Below are 19,003 nucleotides of genomic sequence, written 5' to 3'. Positions count from 1 at the left end.
CTTTCTCCTTTTGTAATAAATTTTAATCAAAAGCTTTGTTTATATTGATGGGATAAGCTCTATACCCTATTTGTCCGCCTAAATTTTCAAATTTCATTTCGAATAAATTTTTTTTAGTATCAAAATCAAACTCACTTAAAATAGGCTCTGTGTTTCCCATATTTAACAAATACTTCCCAAGCCCAGCCGTAGCACTATATACAAAAACACTATTTGTTTTATCAAAATACTGTGTTATAGATGTAATAGGACTGTAATAATCAAAACCTCTTTGCTTACCATACTCCCAAATTTGCTCTACGGTTTTGTTTTTTTCATCTATCATATAAAAAACAGCCCTTGAGTACTTGCTTGTAGCAAAAGGTGGTTGATGCATACCTCTTGTATCACCATTATCAAAAACACTTACAACAATCTTGCCTTTTTTGCTCATACTTGGAACATAGTATGCAGTATGCTGTGTCCATGTAAAATCAAAACCACCATCTTCATTTTCATAACCAGGGCATTTACTATACTCATCTTCACAAACTATTTTTTTACCATTTTTATCAATAGGTTGTAAAAGTGCTTTTTTATACTTTTCTCCCCATCCTTTGTGTGCTCCTAGTATCCATTTTACTTTTTTATCACGGCCTATTTTTATAATAGCACTTTGATGACGACTTGAAATAATAATACTATCATCACTTGGATCATAATCTACACTATTTACATGAGCCCAGTTACGACCAGCACCCACACCAGTAACATCTCCAAATGGAGCATTTTTATCCTCTAAGTCTTCTTTTTTTGAAGTTGTACCAACTTTATCTTTATCCACATTTAAACAAACAGCACCCTGATCTAGAACAAGTAAATTTACATCTCTATATGGATCTAAAATATCATACAATTTCCATTCATCAATCACTTTTCCATCTTTATCCACTTCAATAATAACATCTCTTACAGTTCTAACATTTTTACCATCTTTTCTTTTCTGATCAGAACTTGCAACACGAAGCAAATAAGTTCCTTTCTCTGTATATTCGATATGATGTGAAAAATCAATATAGCCCATAGGTAATTTTCTATTAAAAATTTCTCTACCCATTAAATCATAATTCATATATCTTTGTCCCATACCCCATAATAAGCTTCCATTCTCTAATTGAATAAAGCCCATCATATTACCTTTTTTATATATATTTTCAGGATCTCTTAACTCATCATTTTTTAAATACCATCTAATATCCCCATTAGTATCTACTATCCAATTATAACTTTGTAAGTCCCATTCCATTGCTCCTCCTGTTGGGTTATTCCAAACAGCTTGAGCACTATTTGCTAAAGGGTATCTAATTAAATGATTGATTAAATAGAGATTATTTTTAATTTTTTTATCTGCTTTAACAACAATCTTAGCTTTAGGCAACACACCAATTTGGTTAACGCCAGTGCTTTCAATATACACAGGTGGTGCATAAATTTTATATTCTTCTGAAATTTTCTCAGATCTCAACCCATCTATACTTCTTTCATAATCAACTTTTACTCTATTGATATAATCTGGATAAAGACCGAAAATAGGAATTCCACCATGCGTTAAAATTTCTCTATCGCTAGGATTATATTTAATACTAATACCATCCTTACCTTTTCCAAGAACTTCAACTTTTGCATTTTTCACATCATACCCACCATTTTTTATCAATGCTGTTAAAGGAGCTATTTTATACGGATTCATTACAACAGCTCCTATTTTCCCTTGAGATGAATATGTCTTAGGACCACTTGCACCCCCTATACCCATAACAACATTTGGAAAAAACAATACCACAGAAGTTAACAATAAAGCATATTTTTTCATACTATTATTTTTCATTATTTTCCTTTTTTTTGTTTACACAATAGAACTTGGTTCACCTAAAATCTTAAACACAACCACAAGCACCAAAACAACTAAAGCATAAATTTTAGTCTTAGAATGTGAAAATGCATAAGAAATAAACATACCTCCTAAAATCACCAAACAAACAACAAAAGCCAATAAGCAACAAATTGCCATATTCATAAATTCCATACTAGGAATCAAATACCAACCATTACTATATAACCCATCTTCAAAATTTGGAGGAGTTCCAACAAAAAATTTCTGGAAAGCATTTAAACTACCATAAACATCTTCAGGTACTATAGGTGTATCCATGCCACACTCACCTGTTGGTAAAAACCATCCTGGTGCCCATTCATGCAATGGTAAATTAAAAGGATATATAGGAATTTCTCTACATCCATCAACCCCAGCAAAAGGATTTTCTGAATGCACTACTTCATGAATATGATCAAGAGTAATGCAATACTCTATACCAAGCCATATACCCCAAAAAACAAAAATATAAGCAAAAATTTTTAGATAATCATTTTTAGGATCTATCAAGGCTAAAATACCACCAAAAGCCATAGTTAACATAGCAAATCTTATATAAACACACTGCTCACAAGGCTCCATATAAAGGTATTCTTGAAATAAAAAGTGTGCTATGAAAGTTAAACTTATCATAGCTATAACCATTATTAACCAAGGTAATCTAGTATTTTGCCAAGCACCAATTTTACTAATAGGACAAGAACTCATTTTGACACCAAAACTACATTTTGCTTAATTCTTCTGTTATTTCTATCAAAGCTTGTGGAGATGTAATAGCTTGCGGTGTAATTTGATATTTACCATTTACTACAAAAGCAGGTGTGCCATAGTTTTTAGAAATATCATTAGCACTTTCATAAGATTTTAAAATTTCACTAGCCTCAGGAGTTTTTAAAAAATTATCTAAATCTTCTTTGCTTGCCGAAATTGCTTTTAACCCCACCTCATAAAACGCTTCAGGATTAGATCCATTTCCCCATCTTTGTTTTTTCTTAAAATAAGCATTAAAATATGCTTCAGAAGCTTTATGAGTTAAACTATTTTTATCACTTTGACTTACTTTATTTTGCTCATCTTTAAAAGCAGCAAAAGCAAAAATTTCATTAGCTTGCTTACCATAATCACCCATAGAGCCAACAGGATAAAATTTATAAGTTAATTGCGGTAATTTTTCTTTAACTTTTGAGATTGTATTGAATTTATGGTGATCATAACAATGTGTGCAACGATAAGAAAACACTTCTATCAAAGAGTTTTGTGCATTTGGGATAGGTGTTTTTAAAGTAATATACTCTTTACCTTCGCTAAGCGCATTTGCGTTTACACCAAAAACAAAAACAGCCAACAAAGCCGAACTTAAGAACATGTCAAATTTATTTTGCATTTAAGCCTCCTTTATTATGTTTATAATTAATTATTAAAAAATCTTATAAACAATATTAGCTTATACTAATCCAACTTAAATGATAATAAAAATATAAAATAAAAATTAAATAATAATTTATTATTATTTAAATAAAACATTATATCTTGAAATTAAAGATATAATGTTTTACATATTTATTTAGTAGAAAGTTCTTTAACTATACGGATTAGTTCTTCTAAAGAAGTGATATACTCAGGATTGATTTGATATTTGCCATTTACTATAAAAGCAGGTGTACCATAATTTCTTGAAATTTCATTAGCCACATCATAAGCAGTCAAAAACTCTTTAGCTTCTTTAGTTTGTAAAAATTTTTGCAATTCTTCTTTACTAGCACCAATAGCATTTAAACCTATTTTATAAAACAAATCAAGATTATTTAAATCTAACTTTTGCTCAAAATGACTTATAAAATACACATCAGCAAGCTTATAAGTAAGACTTTTTTCACTAGCAGCATCTAAACCCAAAGCTTTTTCTTTGAAAGAAGCTAAAGCAAACATCTCATTTAAAGCGCCACCATACTCCAACATAGAACTTACTGAAAAAAGATCATATTTTAAATTTGGCAAAACCTCTTTAACCTTTGCTAGAGTGTGAAATTGATGATGATTATAGCAATGAATGCAACGATAAGAAAAAATTTCTACCAAAGAATTTTGTGCATTTGGTATAGGTGTTTTTAAAGTAATATACTCTTTACCCTCACTTAACGCATTTGCGTTTATACTAAAAACAAAAGCTATAATAGCTAATAATTTAAACATTTTTTGCAATACTTGCATGATTTTCCTTTTTTTTGATGATATAAAATACAATTTTAACATAAGATATAAAATCAAGAATATTTTATGCTCTTCTTATAGCATTTTAGATAAAATTTATATTTATTAGACATAAAACAGGGCAAAATAAATGCAAAAGCTTCTAGAATCTTATGGTATATTAGTACAAGAAAATATCAAAGATACAAATGTAGAAATAAATAAGAATACAATAATTATTCACAACTCCAACATTAGTGAAATTAATTTAAACATTCTAGAGCAAAAACAAATAAATAAAATCACTATAACAAACTGCGAAATCGATTATATTTATTTTGCAAATAATAATATAGAATTATTTTTTATAGACTGTATTTTTAAAAATCAAATTATCGCTATATCAATTATTTTCAACAAAGAAGTTATTTTTTCTCAATGTATTTTTGAAAAAAGAATTGACTTTACATATGCAATTTTTAACAGCTATGTTAATCTTACAGCAACAATGTTTAAAAATGAGGCTAGATTTGTAATGACACTGTTTTTAGCAGATCAAACAACAACAGGAGTCATTGAAAATAATTTTAGTGAAACAGTTTTTAAAGAAAAAGTTTCTTTTAATGGTGCAGAATTTAAAGCTAAAGTTAGTTTTGAGATGGCACAATTTGAAAGTGAAACAAGTTTTACCTATGTAAATTTTAACCATATGGTTAGTTTTTTTCGTATAATTTTCAAAAACATAGTTTTATTTCAAAATACTTCTTTTTTTAACAATACAATCATATTTAGTGAAGCAGAATTTAATAATGTTAAATTTATTTCTAATAAAGAACGTGATGAAAGTAGTATTAATGGTACAACAAAACAAATATACCATTTTCAAAATGTTACATTTAAAGGTATTGTCAATTTTGAAAACATACACATAAAAGATTTAATTTTTAAAAATACAGTATTTAACAATATTGTAGTTTTTGGTTTAATCATTTTTTCCCTTCAAAAAACAGCAAGAAAAAACACTATCATACCAAATTAAAGGATTTTAAATGCAAATACGAATTTATTATGAAGATACCGATGCAGGTGGAGTGGTATACCATAGCAACTACTTAAAATTTTGCGAAAGAGCAAGAAGTGAGATATTTTTTCAAAAAAATGCAAAAATTTTTGATAAAAATACAGGACATTTCCTACTTACTAAAGCAAATTGTAACTTTTTAAAACCCGCTAAACTTGGAGATCTTATAGAAGTAAAAACATGTATCACAAAGCTTAAAAAAGCCTCAGTTTGTATAAAACAAGAGATTTACAAAGATAGTACCAAGCTTTTTGAGGCTGAATTTACCCTAGCTTTTTTAAAAAATGAAAAAGTGGTCCCCATAGATGAGACTATAGCTAGAGTTTTTACTGATCTTGCAAAGGAGTAAAACCTAAGCCTTGCGAGCGTATGATCTTAACCTTATAGTCAAATTGATTATTATTTAAACTCTCATCGAAAATTCTTTGAGAGTCTTTATCTAAAAACTGCGTATAAAAATAATCAAGTCCTACACTAGTTGCATACGCTATCCAGTTGTAATTAATATTTTGTGAAAAAAGCTCATTAAGATAAGTTAGAGTTTGATCCTCATTAGAAATGGAATTTGCTAGCAAAAGTTTTTTTCTATCATTGATTTGTGTTAAACTTAGCAAAATAGGATTATAATTAATCTGAGTTGATAATAACACAAAAGGCTCTATATCATAAGTTCTTATTTGCGAGCTTATAAGCGCTGTTTTAATCAAAGAAGTATTTAAAATAATACTAGAATCTTGAAAACTTCTATTTTGATTTAAAATGCTTCTAAAATCAAATTTAGAACTATTGATAGTGTAAATTTTCTCACTACCATTACCTGCGTTTAAAACATTCTCATCTAAGCGATTTGCCAAAGGTGTTCCATCTGAAAAAATGATATTTTTACCATTTGAATACTCTAAAAGTTTTTGAATTTGTTTTTGATAATCTATACTTCCAAAATACACATTTTCATTTTGCGTATCAAAATTTCTTTTGTGTGCAGTTGGTATGAAAACTTTTACATTAGAATCAAGGCTTTCTTTTAATAAATTTTTCACACCCTTATCTGTAAAACCTGCGATGATATAATTAAATTTCTCATCTTGAGCCTGTTTAAGTGCTTTAGCTATCTTGCCCTCATCTTCAGTGCCTATTAAAAACACCTTTACTTTTATTTGCGCTCTTTGTCTTAGCAAATACGCTATACTTGAATTTATAATCGTATTAGAATAGCTTTTAATCGTTTGCTCAGGTATAATAATAGCTAGTTTTACACTAGCATTTTTTTGAATTCTTTTTTCAAAATCTATAATGGAGTTTAAAAGTTTAGTATAGATATTAACCAAAAGTTCATTTGTATTATCACTGTTAAATCTTGATAAGAAATTAAAATAAAGTCCTGTTTCTAACAAAGTAAACAAACAATCATTGTCACAATTTTGAAATTCTAAATTAGGATAAAAAGATTCACTAGGTTCTATGGGTGATGGCTTTTGCTCTTTTGCAAAAACACTTAAAGTTAAAACAAAACTCATCAACAAACAAACTAAACTTTTTCTCATAAATAACCTTTTATTTTTTTAATATCTTCTATAAATTCAGTATAAAAGCTAGGATTTTTACTCACAAAATTCAAATCATAACTTGGCAAAAGCAAAGCATTATTAAAACGCATACATTGCCCTTTGTATTTTTGAAAATTCTCAAAACCCAAACTCGCAAAAGCTTCTTGACCAAGACATAAAATAATCTTTGCTTTTACAAAATCAAGCTCGTTATAAAAATATGGTAAGCATAATTTTAATGCTTGATTATCTATTTTAAAATTACTAAAACATTTAAACATATAAGAAAAATATATTTCATCTTCTTTTAAATTTAAAAGCTCTTTACAAAGCATTAAAAACTCTTGCTTATTTTTAGAAGCAAAAAACTTTCCACTTTCATTTTCTTCTTTATCGATAAAGGCTTGATAAATCAAAATTTTAGCATTTTTGGCTTCTTTTTCCATTAAACTATGCTTTCTTAATTTAGAAAAATGACAAAGATTGCAAGTTTTCACTCTTTCGTTTAATTCTTTAAAGCTTAAGTTAAAATGCCTAATTTGCTTTTGCTCATTAAAGTATTCATAACCAAAAGCTTTTAGATAATACAAACTGCGTTTATTCATCACATCAATGCTTCTAAATTTTCACCCTCTAAACGATAAGTTCTCCACTCACTCATATGTCTTGCATTTAACTTGGTATAAAATTCAATACCCAAATCATTATCATTTAAACAAACCCACTCTAAGCGTTTGAGATTTTTTTCTTTACAAATTTGCGCTAAATATTTAAAAACAGCTCTAGCATAGCCTTTTTTTCTATATTTTGGCTGTATGTAAATATCTTCTAGGTATAATCCACCCAAACCCCAAAAAGATGAAAAAGTAAAATAATACATCACATAACCTATTATCTCACCATCAACCTTTAAGCTCAAAGCCTTAGCGTATTCATGTTTAAAAAATGATTCTTCAAGTTCTTTAGTTGTGCATTTTACATCATCAAGCATATTTTCATGAATAGCAAGTTCTTTGAGTAATTCTAAAATTTTTTCTAAATCTTCCTTTTTGCTCTCACAAATTTCAAAAGCCATTATTTTTCCTTAATTTACAAAATAAAATCAAAATTTAGCAAAAAGTTTTAAAATAACTCTTAATTAAAAGCAGATTTAAGTAAGATTTTGCTAACATACTCGCTTATTATTTTGTTTTTTATTTTAAGTTAAGGAAAAAATATGAAAAGAACATACCAACCACATAAAACCCCTAAAAAAAGAACTCATGGTTTTCGCGTACGTATGAAAAGTAAAAATGGTCGCAAAGTGATCAATGCTAGACGTGCTAAAGGTAGAAAAAGATTAGCGGTATAAAAGATTTTCTAAGTATTAACGACTTAGGAGAGTTTGCAACAATTTACAAAGAAGGTAAAAAATGGCATTGCGAAGGCATGATCATCTTTTACTCTTTAAGTGATGAAAAAAAATTCGCTGTTGTTGCTAGCAAAAAAGTTGGAAAAGCTGTCGTAAGAAATAGAGCCAAAAGGCTCTTAAGATCAGCTTTTTTTCAGGTTAAAAATCAAGTTGAAAACGGAAAATATATACTTGTAGCCAAAACAAGTATCACTGAAATTCCTTTTTTAAAATTAGAAAAAAACTTGAAATGGGGTTTGAAAAAAATAGGATGTATAAAATAGCTTGTCTAAAACTTATCAGATTTTATCAACTCTTTATCAGTCCTTTTAAACCACAATGCTGTAGGTATTACCCAAGTTGCTCTGAATATGCCTTGTGGCAATTTAAAAAAAATAATATTTTTAAAGCATTTGGTGCAGTTTTTTTAAGAATTTTAAAATGCAATCCGTTTTTTAAAGGTGGTATTGATTATCCTAAAATACGCAAGAATAATCTAAACTCAGGTATATGTTTTAAACCTAGTTTTAACGCTTTAAAACAACTCAACTATCTTTATATCCCTTGCAACGATAATCAATTTTTTTTAATTAAGATTATATTTCCAAAGGACAATCCGTGTCAGAAAATTTATCTCAACAAAAACGCATATTAATTGCTGTTGTATTATCATTTTTATTTTTTGTAGTTTATGATTATTTTTTTATCCCTAAAGCTCCACAAACTGAGCAAAATATCACTCAAATAGAACAAAACAATTCAGCCCCACAAAGCACTACAAACACAAACACTCAAGCTCCAAAAACAGAACTTAGTGTTAATCAAAAAGAAGAAATAGCAGTTGTTAAAAGTGAGCATTTTGAAGCACATATTGACTCTTTAGGTAGAATAGCTAAATTTTATCTAAGTGATGAAAAATATAAAGACGAAAATGGTAAAAGTATTAATCTAATAGACACTTCTTTATCGCCTTTACCATTAGAAATAAGATTTAGTGATGCAAAAATCAATCAAGAAGCATTTAATACACCATATACCACAAGTCAAAAAACTATCAATGTAAGTGATGAAAACACAACCTTGATCCTTACTCAAAATCTAAATGATTTAGTAGTAACTAAAAAAATCACTTTTTATAAATATGGAAACTATGATTTAGAAGTTAATCTAAGCAAGGACGCAGCTTATTTTATCACTCCAGGCTATCGTCCAAATATAGCGGTTGATAGCTATACAGTACATGGGGTTTTAATCTTAGATAAAGATGATAAAATCACAATGTTAGAAGATGGTGATGTAGAAAATGATGAAAGTTTTTCTAATGTAACCCTTATGGCAGCTTCAGATCGCTATTATAGTGCTTTTTTTTATAATTTTGAAAAACCACTTAATGCTGTAGTTACTAAAGATAATCATGAAAACTCTATCGTTTTTGCAAGTGCGACAAATACTTTTAAAGCAAGCGGTTATGTTGGCTCAAAAGAACATGAAATTTTAAGAAGCATTCATGCGGATTTAGATGATGTTGTAGAATATGGTTGGTTTACTTTTATAGCCAAGCCTATGTTTGAATTTTTAAATTTTTTACATGGCTACATGGGTAACTGGGGTTGGGCTATTGTAGTGATGACTTTAATCGTGCGTATTATTCTTTTCCCACTTACTTATAAATCAATGATTTCCATGAATAAGCTCAAAGATTTAGCACCTAAAATGAAAGAAATCAGAGAGCGCTATAAAGGTGATCCACAAAAGATGAATTTGCATATGATGGAACTTTATAAAAAACATGGCGCAAATCCTATGAGTGGATGCTTACCTATACTTATTCAAATTCCAATTTTCTTTGCAATTTATAGAGTTTTACTAAATGCTATAGAATTAAAAGCTGCACCTTGGGCTTTTTGGATTACAGATTTATCTGTAATGGATCCATGGTTTATTTTACCTATATTTATGGGTCTAACTATGTTTATCCAGCAACTTATCACACCAATGGCCATACAAGATCCTATGCAAGAAAAGATTATGAAATTTTTACCATTAATTTTCACTTTCTTCTTCTTAACCTTCCCAGCAGGTTTAACTTTATATTGGTGTGTAAATAACATATGTTCACTTATTCAGCAAGTGATTGTAAATAAACTTTTCAAAAACCACAAAAAAGAGGAAATAGCTAAACATGAACATAGAAGCTAAAGACTTACAAACCGCACTCATAGAAGCCTCAAAGCAATTTGAGTGCTCTGTGATTGATCTAGAATATGAAGTTATTCAGCATGCTAAAACAGGATTTTTTGGTTTGTTTAGAAAAAATGCTATTATTTGTATTAAAGGGCATAAAAAAACTCAAAAACCTCATCAAGAAAAAACTAAAAAATTTCATAATGAGAAATTTAACAAACATACGCAAAAAAACTTTGATAAAAACGAATCAAAGAAAGAATACAAAGAAAATTTTCAAAAACCAATTGAAGATATTGCTCAACCTAAAGAGCATTATAAGGTAAAAAATGATGCCATTTTTGATTCATTTCATAAAGAATCCTCAGAAGAAAGAAATATCGCTTCTTATATCGACGAGATAAAAATTTCACTAGAAAAGTTACTGGCAACTTTTGATTTTGACATCAAAGTTGTGCAAGTTAGTATTTGGGATGAAAATTGTGTATTAATAAAACTTGATGGAGAAGATGCGGCTTTACTTATAGGCAAAGAAGCTCATAGATACAAGGCTTTTTCTTATTTACTTTATAACTGGCTTAGCGCTAAATACAAAATTCAACCAAGACTAGAAATTGCTCAATTTTTAGAAAATCAAACCCAGGCTATAGAAAATTATTTAAAAATTCTTATAGAAAAAGTAGAAAGCACAGGAAGAGTTCAAACAAAACCACTTGATGGAATTTGGTTAAAACTTGCTTTAGAAAAATTAAGAGAACGTTTTCCTGATAAATATGTAGCTATCAAACAAAATGACGATCAAAGATATATCGTTGTAAATGATTTTTTGAAGAAAAATGAATGAATGACACGATAGCAGCTATTGCCACAGCCCATGGAGTGGGCTCTATAAGTATCATTCGAATAAGTGGAGAAAAAGCTTTAGAACTTGCATTAAAAATTACCCGCAAAAAAGAACTAACACCACGCTATGCGCATTTATGCAAACTTTATAAAAACAACAATGACTTTTTAGATGAAGCTTTAGTAATCTATTTTAAAGCACCCTATTCTTTTACAGGAGAAGATATAGTAGAATTTCAACTTCATGGCGGTTTTTCTTTGAGTGAAATTTTACTTGATGAGCTTATTTTAGCAGGAGTGCGTCTTGCTAACCCTGGTGAATTTAGTAAAAGAGCTTGCTTAAATGGTAAAATGGATCTTTTAAAAGCTCTAAGTATACAAGATGCCATCATGTCAAAATCAACAAGTGCTGCAAATATCATAGCAAAAAATATTAAAGGTGATTTAAGCAAATTTTTAAATACTATTAGAATAGATCTTGTTCAAACCCTTGCTTTTGTAGAAACTAGCATTGATTATGCAGATGATGATTTACCACAAGATTTACTTGATCAAATCATCACTATGTGTGAAAAAAATTCAAAACTTTTACGCGATATAGTAGATATTTCTTTAAGTAAAAAAGGACTCATAGAAGGCTTTAAAGTTGCTATTATCGGTAAGCCAAATGCAGGAAAAAGTTCCTTGTTAAATTCACTTTTGGCTTTTGATAGGGCTATTGTTTCTAATATTGCAGGTACCACAAGAGATCGTATTGAGGAAAGTTTAAAAATAGGCTCGCATTTAATCAAAATCATCGACACAGCAGGTATAAGAAATGCAGATGATGAAATAGAAAAAATCGGAGTTAATTTAAGCTATGAAAGCATTAAAGAAGCAGATATCATCATAGCTGTTTTTGATGGATCTAAAGAATTCGAAGAAGAAGATGAGCGTATTTTACAAGCTTTAAAAAATTGCGATAAAAAAATCATTTATGTTTTAAACAAAAGTGATCTGACTACCAAATTTAAACATGAAATTAGCACTTCTTGTATACGCATTTGTGCTCAAAAAAACACCCAAGCCATTAAGGAAAATTTAAATGAATACTTAAATACTTTAGATGGTGATGGAATGCTAATTAGCAATACCTTAATACTCAATGCCTGCAAGAATGCTAGCGAAGCTATTTTGCGCGCAAGAGATTTATTAAAAGAAAGTTCTTTAGAACTTTTTGCTTTTGAACTAAATTTAGCCATAGGAGAGATAGCCCAATTTACAAAAGATTTTGAAAGAGATGAAATTTTAGATGCTATGTTTAGTAATTTTTGTTTAGGTAAATAAAAAGGAGAGAAAATGGATAAAGAAATTATAAAACAACACAAAATTAGCGATGAGGAATATCAAGAAATTTTAAACATACTAGGTAGAGAGCCTAATTTGCTAGAGCTTGGAGTAATTTCTGCTATGTGGAGCGAGCATTGCTCATATAAATCAAGCAAAAAATACCTTAATGGCTTTCCAACTAAAGCTCCTTGGGTAATCCAAGGTCCTGGTGAAAACGCTGGAGTAATAGATATAGGTAAAGGAATGACGGCCGTATTTAAAGTAGAAAGTCATAATCACCCAAGTTTTATAGAGCCATTTGCAGGTGCAGCTACTGGTGTGGGTGGAATTTTACGCGATGTTTTTACCATGGGTGCAAGAGTTGTTGCAGGCATGAATTCTTTAAAATTTGGCAATATCCACGATGAAAAAATAGGCAAGCATCAAAAATATTTAGTTAAAGGTGTAGTAAGTGGAATTTCACATTATGGTAACTGCATGGGTGTGCCTACTATTGGTGGAGAATGTGCTTTTGATGAATGTTTTAATGGAAATATCTTAGTTAATGCTTTTGCACTTGGAACTTGCAAAATCGAAGATATTTTTTTTGCAAAAGCTGAGGGTATAGGCAATCCTGTAATTTATGTGGGTTCAAAAACCGGTCGTGACGGACTTGGTGGAGCTGTAATGGCAAGTGATAGTTTTAATGAATCCAGTAAAAGCTTAAGACCAACTGTGCAAATTGGCGATCCATTTGCTGAAAAATTGTTAATGGAAGCTTGCTTGGAACTTTTCAAAAATGATTATATAGTTGGAATTCAAGATATGGGCGCAGCAGGACTTACTTCAAGTTCTTTTGAAATGGCAGGACGCAGTGGTAGCGGTATGAAACTTTATCTTGATAAAACTCCTATGAGAGAAGAAGGTATGACTCCTTATGAGTTAATGCTAAGTGAATCTCAAGAAAGAATGCTAATTTGTGCTAAAAAAGGCTATGAAGAAAAAGTTATTGAAATTTTTAATAAATGGGGGCTTGATGCAGCTATTATAGGTGAAGTTACCGATACTGGCAAAATGGAATTATTTTGGCATGATGAATTAGTTGGTTTAATCCCAATTGAGCCACTAAGTGAGAAAGCACCTATACTTGATAGACCTGTGGCTAAACCAAAATACTTAGATGAAATAAAAAACTATCAATTTAAGCTTAACATTCCTACTCAAGAAGCATTTGAAAAACTCCTTGCAGATGAAAATGTTAGCAATAAAGCTTATATTTATGAGCAATTTGACTCAAGCGTACAAACCAACACTTTAAAAAGCGATGGAGCTTTAGGGGCAAATAGCATTAGAATCAAAGAAAACAATTGCTTACTTTCTATGGCAATTGAGTGCAACTCAAGATTAAACTATGTAAATCCAAAAATCGGCGCAGCAGCAGCTGTTGCAAGTGCAGGAAGAAAAATAGCATGCTCAGGAGCTAGGCCTTTGGCAATTAGCGATTGTTTAAATTATGGCAACCCGCAAAACCCTGAAGTAATGTGGCAATTTGCCCAAGGTTGCGAAGGTATTAAACTAGCTTGTAAAGAACTCAATACTCCTGTAGTAAGCGGTAATGTTTCTTTATACAATGAAACCGATGGAGTAAGTATTTTTCCAAGCCCAACCATAGCTTGCGTTGGAGTAAATGAAAAAGCAGAAAATGTTTTAAAATCATATTTTAGTAAAGATACTAGCGCTATTTATTTACTTGGAGAAAGTAAGGGTGCTTTTGGTGGATCTTTAATTGCTAAAGTGCTAGATCAAAAAGTGGCAGGAGAGCTTGAAGATATAGATTTTAACACAGAATTAAAACTATGGGATGTTCTACTAAAGGCAAATGAAGCAAAATTGCTTGATTGTGCCAATAGTATTGGCATAGGTGGTCTTGCTATCACTTTAGCTAAAATGAGCGCAAAGGCAAATTTAGGTATTAAAGTAAAAACTGATTTTGAAGATAAGAGTTTTATTTTCGAAGAAAGTCCAACAAGAGTTATACTTGGTGTTAAAAATGAAGAAAAATTTATCAAATTTGCAAATGAAATGGGAGTTAAATTTACAAAACTTGGAAATTTAAATGAAAAAGATTTTATTTTAGATGATATTAAGATATCTTTAGTAAAACTACAAGCAATTTATTTTGATAAATTTAATGAATATTTAGGATAAAAATGCTTTTTGTTTTACTTGTATTGGCAATTTTGGCATTTTATTGGTATTATAAAACATGGGGTAAAGATGATCTTTTAGGCTCTTTTAAAAAAGGAGCTAAAAGTTTCTCTCAAGGTTTTAAACAAGGCTATCACGAAGAAAGAATTGATGGCTTTAAAAGAAGATTAAACTACTATGTTATAGCACTTTTAGCAAAAATAGCAAAAAGCGATGGCAGAGTTAGCGAAAATGAAGCTAATATGATCTCACAAATTCTTGATTACAATGCCAAAGATTCAAGAGAAAGGGAATTTTTAAAACAAAGTTTTAATGAACACAAAAACACCTTAAATGACACCTATGAAGTAGCCAAAGAACTCATCAAGGAAGTACCTTTACCTCAACAAGAAAGAATTAATATATTAAATGTTTTGGTCGCAATGGCCTTGATTGATGGAGAACTTAACAGCACCAAAAAAGATGTATTAAAAGCCATTGTCAAAGCCTTTAATCTTGATGTAAACATACTTGAGAGACTTCTAAATTCTATGCAAACTCAAAAAGTAGGTATGAATTTGCAAAAAGCATGTGAGATTTTAGGTGTAAGCGAAAATGTAAATTTACAAGAGCTTAAAAAACGCTATAGAGAACTTGCTAAAAAATATCATCCTGATATTTTAAATGCAAACAACAGCGATGAAGCGAAAATAAAAGAAGGTGTAAAAAAATTTCAAGAAGTTAATGAATCTTATGAATTTTTAAAACAATACATAGAAAGGAAAAATCAATGAAAGCACTAATTAGTGTCAGTGATAAAGAAGGAGTGGTAGAATTTGCTAATGAGCTTGTAAAATTAGGTTTTGAGCTTTTATCTACCGGAGGCACTTATAAGCTTTTAAAAGAAAACAACCTGCAAGTACAAGAAGTTAGTGATTTTACTCAAAGTCCTGAAATGTTTGAAGGACGTGTAAAAACCTTACACCCAAAAATTCATGGTGGAATTTTATACAAAAGAGAAGATGAAAATCATCAAAAGCAAGCTAAAGAGCATAATATAGAAAGCATAGACTTGCTTTGTGTGAATTTATATCCTTTCAAAAAAACTACAATTTTAACCCAAGATTTTGATGAGATTGTAGAAAATATCGATATCGGTGGTCCTGCTATGATACGTAGCGGTGCAAAAAATTTCAAAAATGTCATTGTAGTTTGTGATATTTTAGATTATGATAAAATCATACAAGCTTTAAAAGATAATACTTTAGATCTTGATTTTAGAAGAGCATTGATGATTAAAGCTTATGAGCATACAGCAAATTATGATGCTTATATAGCAAATTATATGAACGAGCGTTTTAATGGTGGTTTTGGTGCAAGTAAATTTATTGTTGGTCAAAAAGTATTTAATACAAGATATGGAGAAAACCCTCATCAAAAAGGTGCTTTATATGAATTTGATGACTTTTTCACACACAATTTTACAACCTTAAAAGGCGAGGCAAGTTTTAACAATCTAACCGATATTAACGCAGCTTTAAACTTAGCAAGCGCTTTTGATAAAGCTCCAGCAGTAGCCATTGTAAAACATGCAAATGCTTGCGGATTTGCCATAAAAGAAAACTTACTACAAAGTTATATCCATGCACTTAAATGCGATACCTTGAGTGCTTATGGCGGTGTTGTAGCTATCAATGGAACCTTAGATAAAGAATTAGCACAAAAAATCAATGAAATTTATATAGAAGTAATTATTGCAGCAAATGTAGATGATGATGCTTTGGAAGTATTTAAAGATAAAAAGCGTATTAAAATCTTTACACAAAAAGCGCCATTTCTAACTAGAGCTTATGACAAATATGATTTTAAACATATAGATGGTGGTTTTGTATATCAAGATAGTGATGAAGTTAGAGAAGATGAATTAAAAAATGCAGTGTTAAAAAGTGAAAGAAAAGCTAGTGAACAAGAATTAAAAGATCTTGAAATAGCTATGAAAATTGCTGCATTTACCAAATCAAATAACGTAGTTTATGTAAAAAATGGCGCTATGGTGGCTATTGGTATGGGTATGACAAGTCGTATTGATGCAGCTAAAGCAGCTATTAATAAAGCTAAAGAAATGGGACTTGATTTAAATGGTTGTGTTTTAGCTAGCGAGGCTTTCTTTCCATTTAGAGATAGCATAGATGAGGCTAGCAAAATAGGAGTAAAGGCTATCATCGAACCAGGTGGAAGTATAAGAGATGAGGATATCATTCAAGCTGCTAATGAATATGGTATTGCATTATATTTTAGCGGCATAAGACACTTTTTACATTAATACAAGGAGTTTAAATGTTTAAAAGCATAGGTGCAAAGATATCTTTAGCAATGATTTCTACATTGCTAATTAGTTTTATTATTATGCAAATTATTTTACAAAAAGACTCTCAGCAAACGACCGATAGAATCAGCCGTGCAAATTTAGATACCTTAAGCACTTCTGTTTTTCAAACACTAAGAATGGCGATGAATTTGGGCGATCCTGCCATTATAGAACAAGCTATAAAAGAAGCAGGTGAGATAGAAGGTATAAAAGATATTAAAATTTATCCTTCCAAAAGCACCGTTGAGCTTTTTGAAATGCAAAAATATGCAAAAAGTAATGAAAGTATCATCAATGAGCAATTTAACAAGCCAGAAATTAAAGCAGTTGAAATTAATAACGATCAAGGGCATTATCTAAGACTTATACGCCCATTAATTGCTAATGAAGGATGCCTTGCTTGCCATGCAAACGCTAAAGAAGGCGATGTTTTAGGAGTTATGGATATGTATAATGACTTAAAACATGTAGATGATGATTTGGCAAGCTCAGCTAGAACTTATATTGTTATTTTTAGTATAGCTTTACTTTTTACTGTTTTTGCTGTACTTTATATTTTAAAAATAGTTGTAGGAAATCCTGTTTTAGATCTTTTAAAACATGCTAAAGAGCTAGCCAGTGGCGATGGAGATTTACGCGCAAGAATTAACATAAAAAGTACTGATGAAATAGGTAAAGCTTGTACCTATATTAATCAATTTATTGAAAAAATTCAAAATGCAGTGATTTCTACTAATGAAAACTCTCAAATGGTAGATAAGCAATCCAAGCTTTTAAATACTAATGCACTTGATCTAGCAAATAGAACAAAAGAAGGCCATACAAAAACCGATGAATCTTATCACTTAAGTGAACAAATACATACAGAACTGCAAGATCTTGCCGAACTTTCAAATAATGCAAACAAAGCAAATACAAAATCTTTTGAAGTTTTAAACGCCATGCTTGATTCGCTAAATCAGGTAGTAGATAAAGTAAGAGTGGTTGCAGAAAATGAAGATGTTTTATCTCAAAAAGTTGAAGTTATGGAAAAACAAGCAGAAGAGATTAAAAAAGCATCTGATATGATGGGAGAAATTGCCGATAAAACCAATCTTTTATCATTAAATGCAGGTATTGAAGCAGCACGTGCTGGGGAATTTGGTCGTGGATTTTCAGTTATTGCTGAAGATGTAAGAAATCTTGCTCAAAATTCGGAAGAATTTTTAAAAAATATCGCTATTGTAACCAAACAATTAGTAGATAGCATCAATGAAGTCTCCAAAGAACTAAAACATAATGCCAAAGAAATCAATTCTTTAAATCAAGATGCAAAAGATCTTGTCGAAGGAACTAATGAAGTAAAGGTTTGTAATGAAAATGCAAGAGATTTAGCAAATGCTTGTATGCAAAAAATTTCAAGCACACAAGAAACTTTACAATCATTACTTGATAAAATGCAAGAAACAGTACAATTAAGTGATAAAAATGAAGAAATTTCAAAAATTTTACTTGGTGTTGCTCATGAGTTAAATGTAGTTTGTCAAAATTTAGAAGATGAATTAAAACATTTTCATGTATAAGGAGAATCAAAATGAAAAAAATAATTACATTAAGTATAACAAGTTTAGCTATTTTTAGTGGGTGTTCTGTGGCAAATTTAAGCACAGATGATTTACAAAATAAAGAATTTACTATAAGCTCTTATGAAGCTAACGGAAAAAGTTATGAACTTCCTCAAAATTCTAAAGCAAGTATTAGTTTTGATAATAAAGACAAAAGACTTTTTGGAATAGCAGGATGTAATAGATTTTTTGGTGGCTATAAAGATCAAGGAAACAGCATTAAAATAGAAGATAATCTTGCATCAACAAAAATGCTTTGCGATCAAGAGTCTATGAAATTTGAAGATAATTTCTTAAGAAATTTCAACGGAGATTTTCAAATTACTAGCAATGATGATGGAATTATTTTGGAAAATAAAAAAATGAAAGTATATTTAAAATAAGCCTTA

At 29.9% G+C, this 19,003-nt stretch carries 20 protein-coding genes; 13 read left to right on the top strand and 7 right to left on the bottom strand.

All coding sequences use genetic code 11. From position 1 onward, the window contains the following. Positions 1 to 22: 22 nt before the first annotated feature. From EL235_RS02910 to EL235_RS02895, 4 genes are all read right to left on the bottom strand, one after another. The gene (locus EL235_RS02910) at positions 23 to 1,852 is read right to left on the bottom strand and encodes an aryl-sulfate sulfotransferase (protein WP_039627390.1); all 1,830 of its coding nucleotides are present in this window, start codon (positions 1,850 to 1,852) and stop codon (positions 23 to 25) included. A gap of 33 nt (positions 1,853 to 1,885) precedes the next feature. Next, a complete protein-coding gene (dsbI, locus tag EL235_RS02905) occupies positions 1,886 to 2,620 on the bottom strand; it encodes a protein-disulfide oxidoreductase DsbI (RefSeq protein WP_039625657.1) in 735 nt (244 codons plus the stop codon). Positions 2,621 to 2,633: 13 nt separating this feature from the next. Beyond that, entirely contained in the window at positions 2,634 to 3,296 is a 663-nt protein-coding gene (locus EL235_RS02900) for a thiol:disulfide interchange protein DsbA/DsbL (RefSeq protein ID WP_114640189.1), read from the bottom strand. Between the two features lie 176 nt (positions 3,297 to 3,472). Next, the gene (locus tag EL235_RS02895; RefSeq protein ID WP_039625652.1) at positions 3,473 to 4,123 is read right to left on the bottom strand and encodes a thiol:disulfide interchange protein DsbA/DsbL; all 651 of its coding nucleotides are present in this window, start codon (positions 4,121 to 4,123) and stop codon (positions 3,473 to 3,475) included. A gap of 130 nt (positions 4,124 to 4,253) precedes the next feature. Between EL235_RS02895 and EL235_RS02890 the strand changes: the two genes are divergently transcribed. Further along, positions 4,254 to 5,141, top strand: coding sequence for a pentapeptide repeat-containing protein (locus EL235_RS02890; RefSeq protein WP_114640188.1), 888 nt, complete (start codon positions 4,254 to 4,256; stop codon positions 5,139 to 5,141). 10 nt (positions 5,142 to 5,151) lie between these two features. After that, complete coding sequence (locus EL235_RS02885; protein ID WP_114640187.1) at positions 5,152 to 5,532, top strand: YbgC/FadM family acyl-CoA thioesterase; 381 nt, start codon at positions 5,152 to 5,154, stop codon at positions 5,530 to 5,532. Here the strand turns inward: EL235_RS02885 and EL235_RS02880 are convergent. Genes EL235_RS02880 through EL235_RS02870 form a run of 3 tightly spaced genes read right to left on the bottom strand, consistent with a single transcriptional unit; the run spans position 5,510 to position 7,808 of the window. Beyond that, entirely contained in the window at positions 5,510 to 6,727 is a 1,218-nt protein-coding gene (locus EL235_RS02880; protein ID WP_126340765.1) for a hypothetical protein, read from the bottom strand. The genes EL235_RS02885 and EL235_RS02880 overlap by 23 nt on opposite strands. Further along, complete coding sequence (locus EL235_RS02875; protein ID WP_126340764.1) at positions 6,724 to 7,335, bottom strand: uracil-DNA glycosylase family protein; 612 nt, start codon at positions 7,333 to 7,335, stop codon at positions 6,724 to 6,726. Before EL235_RS02875 ends, EL235_RS02880 begins: the two co-directional genes overlap by 4 nt. Beyond that, positions 7,335 to 7,808, bottom strand: coding sequence for a GNAT family N-acetyltransferase (locus EL235_RS02870; protein WP_232017402.1), 474 nt, complete (start codon positions 7,806 to 7,808; stop codon positions 7,335 to 7,337). Before EL235_RS02870 ends, EL235_RS02875 begins: the two co-directional genes overlap by 1 nt. Before the next feature lie 138 nt (positions 7,809 to 7,946). On the opposite strand from EL235_RS02870, the gene rpmH reads away from it, so the two are divergent. From rpmH to EL235_RS02815, 11 genes are read left to right on the top strand one after another with little or no spacing between them, the layout of a single operon-like run. Further along, positions 7,947 to 8,081, top strand: a complete 135-nt coding sequence (gene rpmH / locus EL235_RS02865; RefSeq protein WP_012661270.1) for a 50S ribosomal protein L34 — start codon at positions 7,947 to 7,949, stop codon at positions 8,079 to 8,081. Continuing rightward, the gene (gene rnpA / locus EL235_RS02860) at positions 8,078 to 8,404 is read left to right on the top strand and encodes a ribonuclease P protein component (RefSeq protein WP_039617894.1); all 327 of its coding nucleotides are present in this window, start codon (positions 8,078 to 8,080) and stop codon (positions 8,402 to 8,404) included. The genes rpmH and rnpA overlap by 4 nt, the downstream gene beginning before the upstream one ends. Next, the gene (gene yidD / locus EL235_RS02855) at positions 8,392 to 8,775 is read left to right on the top strand and encodes a membrane protein insertion efficiency factor YidD (protein ID WP_039617892.1); all 384 of its coding nucleotides are present in this window, start codon (positions 8,392 to 8,394) and stop codon (positions 8,773 to 8,775) included. The genes rnpA and yidD overlap by 13 nt, the downstream gene beginning before the upstream one ends. Next, the gene (gene yidC / locus EL235_RS02850) at positions 8,739 to 10,319 is read left to right on the top strand and encodes a membrane protein insertase YidC (RefSeq protein WP_114640185.1); all 1,581 of its coding nucleotides are present in this window, start codon (positions 8,739 to 8,741) and stop codon (positions 10,317 to 10,319) included. The genes yidD and yidC overlap by 37 nt, the downstream gene beginning before the upstream one ends. Further along, positions 10,303 to 11,148, top strand: a complete 846-nt coding sequence (locus EL235_RS02845; protein ID WP_039625641.1) for a Jag N-terminal domain-containing protein — start codon at positions 10,303 to 10,305, stop codon at positions 11,146 to 11,148. The genes yidC and EL235_RS02845 overlap by 17 nt, the downstream gene beginning before the upstream one ends. Then, positions 11,145 to 12,473 carry a tRNA uridine-5-carboxymethylaminomethyl(34) synthesis GTPase MnmE gene (gene mnmE / locus EL235_RS02840; RefSeq protein WP_126340762.1) on the top strand — a complete coding sequence of 443 codons (1,329 nt, stop codon included), beginning with the start codon at positions 11,145 to 11,147 and terminating at the stop codon, positions 12,471 to 12,473. The genes EL235_RS02845 and mnmE overlap by 4 nt, the downstream gene beginning before the upstream one ends. A 12-nt stretch (positions 12,474 to 12,485) precedes the next feature. After that, entirely contained in the window at positions 12,486 to 14,663 is a 2,178-nt protein-coding gene (purL, locus tag EL235_RS02835; protein WP_126340761.1) for a phosphoribosylformylglycinamidine synthase subunit PurL, read from the top strand. 2 nt (positions 14,664 to 14,665) lie between these two features. Then, entirely contained in the window at positions 14,666 to 15,436 is a 771-nt protein-coding gene (locus EL235_RS02830) for a Dna-J like membrane chaperone protein (RefSeq protein ID WP_039625636.1), read from the top strand. Next, complete coding sequence (purH, locus tag EL235_RS02825) at positions 15,433 to 16,965, top strand: bifunctional phosphoribosylaminoimidazolecarboxamide formyltransferase/IMP cyclohydrolase (RefSeq protein WP_126340760.1); 1,533 nt, start codon at positions 15,433 to 15,435, stop codon at positions 16,963 to 16,965. The genes EL235_RS02830 and purH overlap by 4 nt, the downstream gene beginning before the upstream one ends. Positions 16,966 to 16,979: 14 nt before the next feature. Next, entirely contained in the window at positions 16,980 to 18,572 is a 1,593-nt protein-coding gene (locus EL235_RS02820) for an MCP-domain signal transduction protein (protein ID WP_039625632.1), read from the top strand. A gap of 11 nt (positions 18,573 to 18,583) precedes the next feature. Next, entirely contained in the window at positions 18,584 to 18,997 is a 414-nt protein-coding gene (locus EL235_RS02815; protein ID WP_114640181.1) for an META domain-containing protein, read from the top strand. Positions 18,998 to 19,003 lie beyond the last annotated feature (6 nt).

This window comes from Campylobacter lari, from assembly GCF_900638335.1.
GTDB classification, from domain to species: Bacteria; Campylobacterota; Campylobacteria; order Campylobacterales; family Campylobacteraceae; genus Campylobacter_D; species Campylobacter_D lari_E.
The sequence above is the reverse complement of the archived record's forward strand: the minus strand, read 5'-3'. Positions and strand labels throughout refer to the sequence as shown.

Excerpts from the sequence above, each read along its gene's own strand:
- EL235_RS02910 (WP_039627390.1), bottom strand. The coding sequence starts at position 1,852 with ATGAAAAAATATGCTTTATTGTTAACTTCTGTGGTATTGTTTTTTCCA.
- EL235_RS02830 (WP_039625636.1), top strand. The coding sequence starts at position 14,666 with ATGCTTTTTGTTTTACTTGTATTGGCAATTTTGGCATTTTATTGGTAT.
- EL235_RS02875 (WP_126340764.1), bottom strand. The coding sequence starts at position 7,335 with ATGAATAAACGCAGTTTGTATTATCTAAAAGCTTTTGGTTATGAATAC.
- purL (WP_126340761.1), top strand. The coding sequence starts at position 12,486 with ATGGATAAAGAAATTATAAAACAACACAAAATTAGCGATGAGGAATAT.
- EL235_RS02885 (WP_114640187.1), top strand. The coding sequence starts at position 5,152 with ATGCAAATACGAATTTATTATGAAGATACCGATGCAGGTGGAGTGGTA.
- purH (WP_126340760.1), top strand. The coding sequence starts at position 15,433 with ATGAAAGCACTAATTAGTGTCAGTGATAAAGAAGGAGTGGTAGAATTT.
- EL235_RS02900 (WP_114640189.1), bottom strand. The coding sequence starts at position 3,296 with ATGCAAAATAAATTTGACATGTTCTTAAGTTCGGCTTTGTTGGCTGTT.
- EL235_RS02895 (WP_039625652.1), bottom strand. The coding sequence starts at position 4,123 with ATGCAAGTATTGCAAAAAATGTTTAAATTATTAGCTATTATAGCTTTT.
- yidD (WP_039617892.1), top strand. The coding sequence starts at position 8,392 with ATGTATAAAATAGCTTGTCTAAAACTTATCAGATTTTATCAACTCTTT.
- EL235_RS02845 (WP_039625641.1), top strand. The coding sequence starts at position 10,303 with ATGAACATAGAAGCTAAAGACTTACAAACCGCACTCATAGAAGCCTCA.
- mnmE (WP_126340762.1), top strand. The coding sequence starts at position 11,145 with ATGAATGACACGATAGCAGCTATTGCCACAGCCCATGGAGTGGGCTCT.
- EL235_RS02815 (WP_114640181.1), top strand. The coding sequence starts at position 18,584 with ATGAAAAAAATAATTACATTAAGTATAACAAGTTTAGCTATTTTTAGT.
- dsbI (WP_039625657.1), bottom strand. The coding sequence starts at position 2,620 with ATGAGTTCTTGTCCTATTAGTAAAATTGGTGCTTGGCAAAATACTAGA.
- rpmH (WP_012661270.1), top strand. The coding sequence starts at position 7,947 with ATGAAAAGAACATACCAACCACATAAAACCCCTAAAAAAAGAACTCAT.
- EL235_RS02880 (WP_126340765.1), bottom strand. The coding sequence starts at position 6,727 with ATGAGAAAAAGTTTAGTTTGTTTGTTGATGAGTTTTGTTTTAACTTTA.
- EL235_RS02890 (WP_114640188.1), top strand. The coding sequence starts at position 4,254 with ATGCAAAAGCTTCTAGAATCTTATGGTATATTAGTACAAGAAAATATC.
- EL235_RS02820 (WP_039625632.1), top strand. The coding sequence starts at position 16,980 with ATGTTTAAAAGCATAGGTGCAAAGATATCTTTAGCAATGATTTCTACA.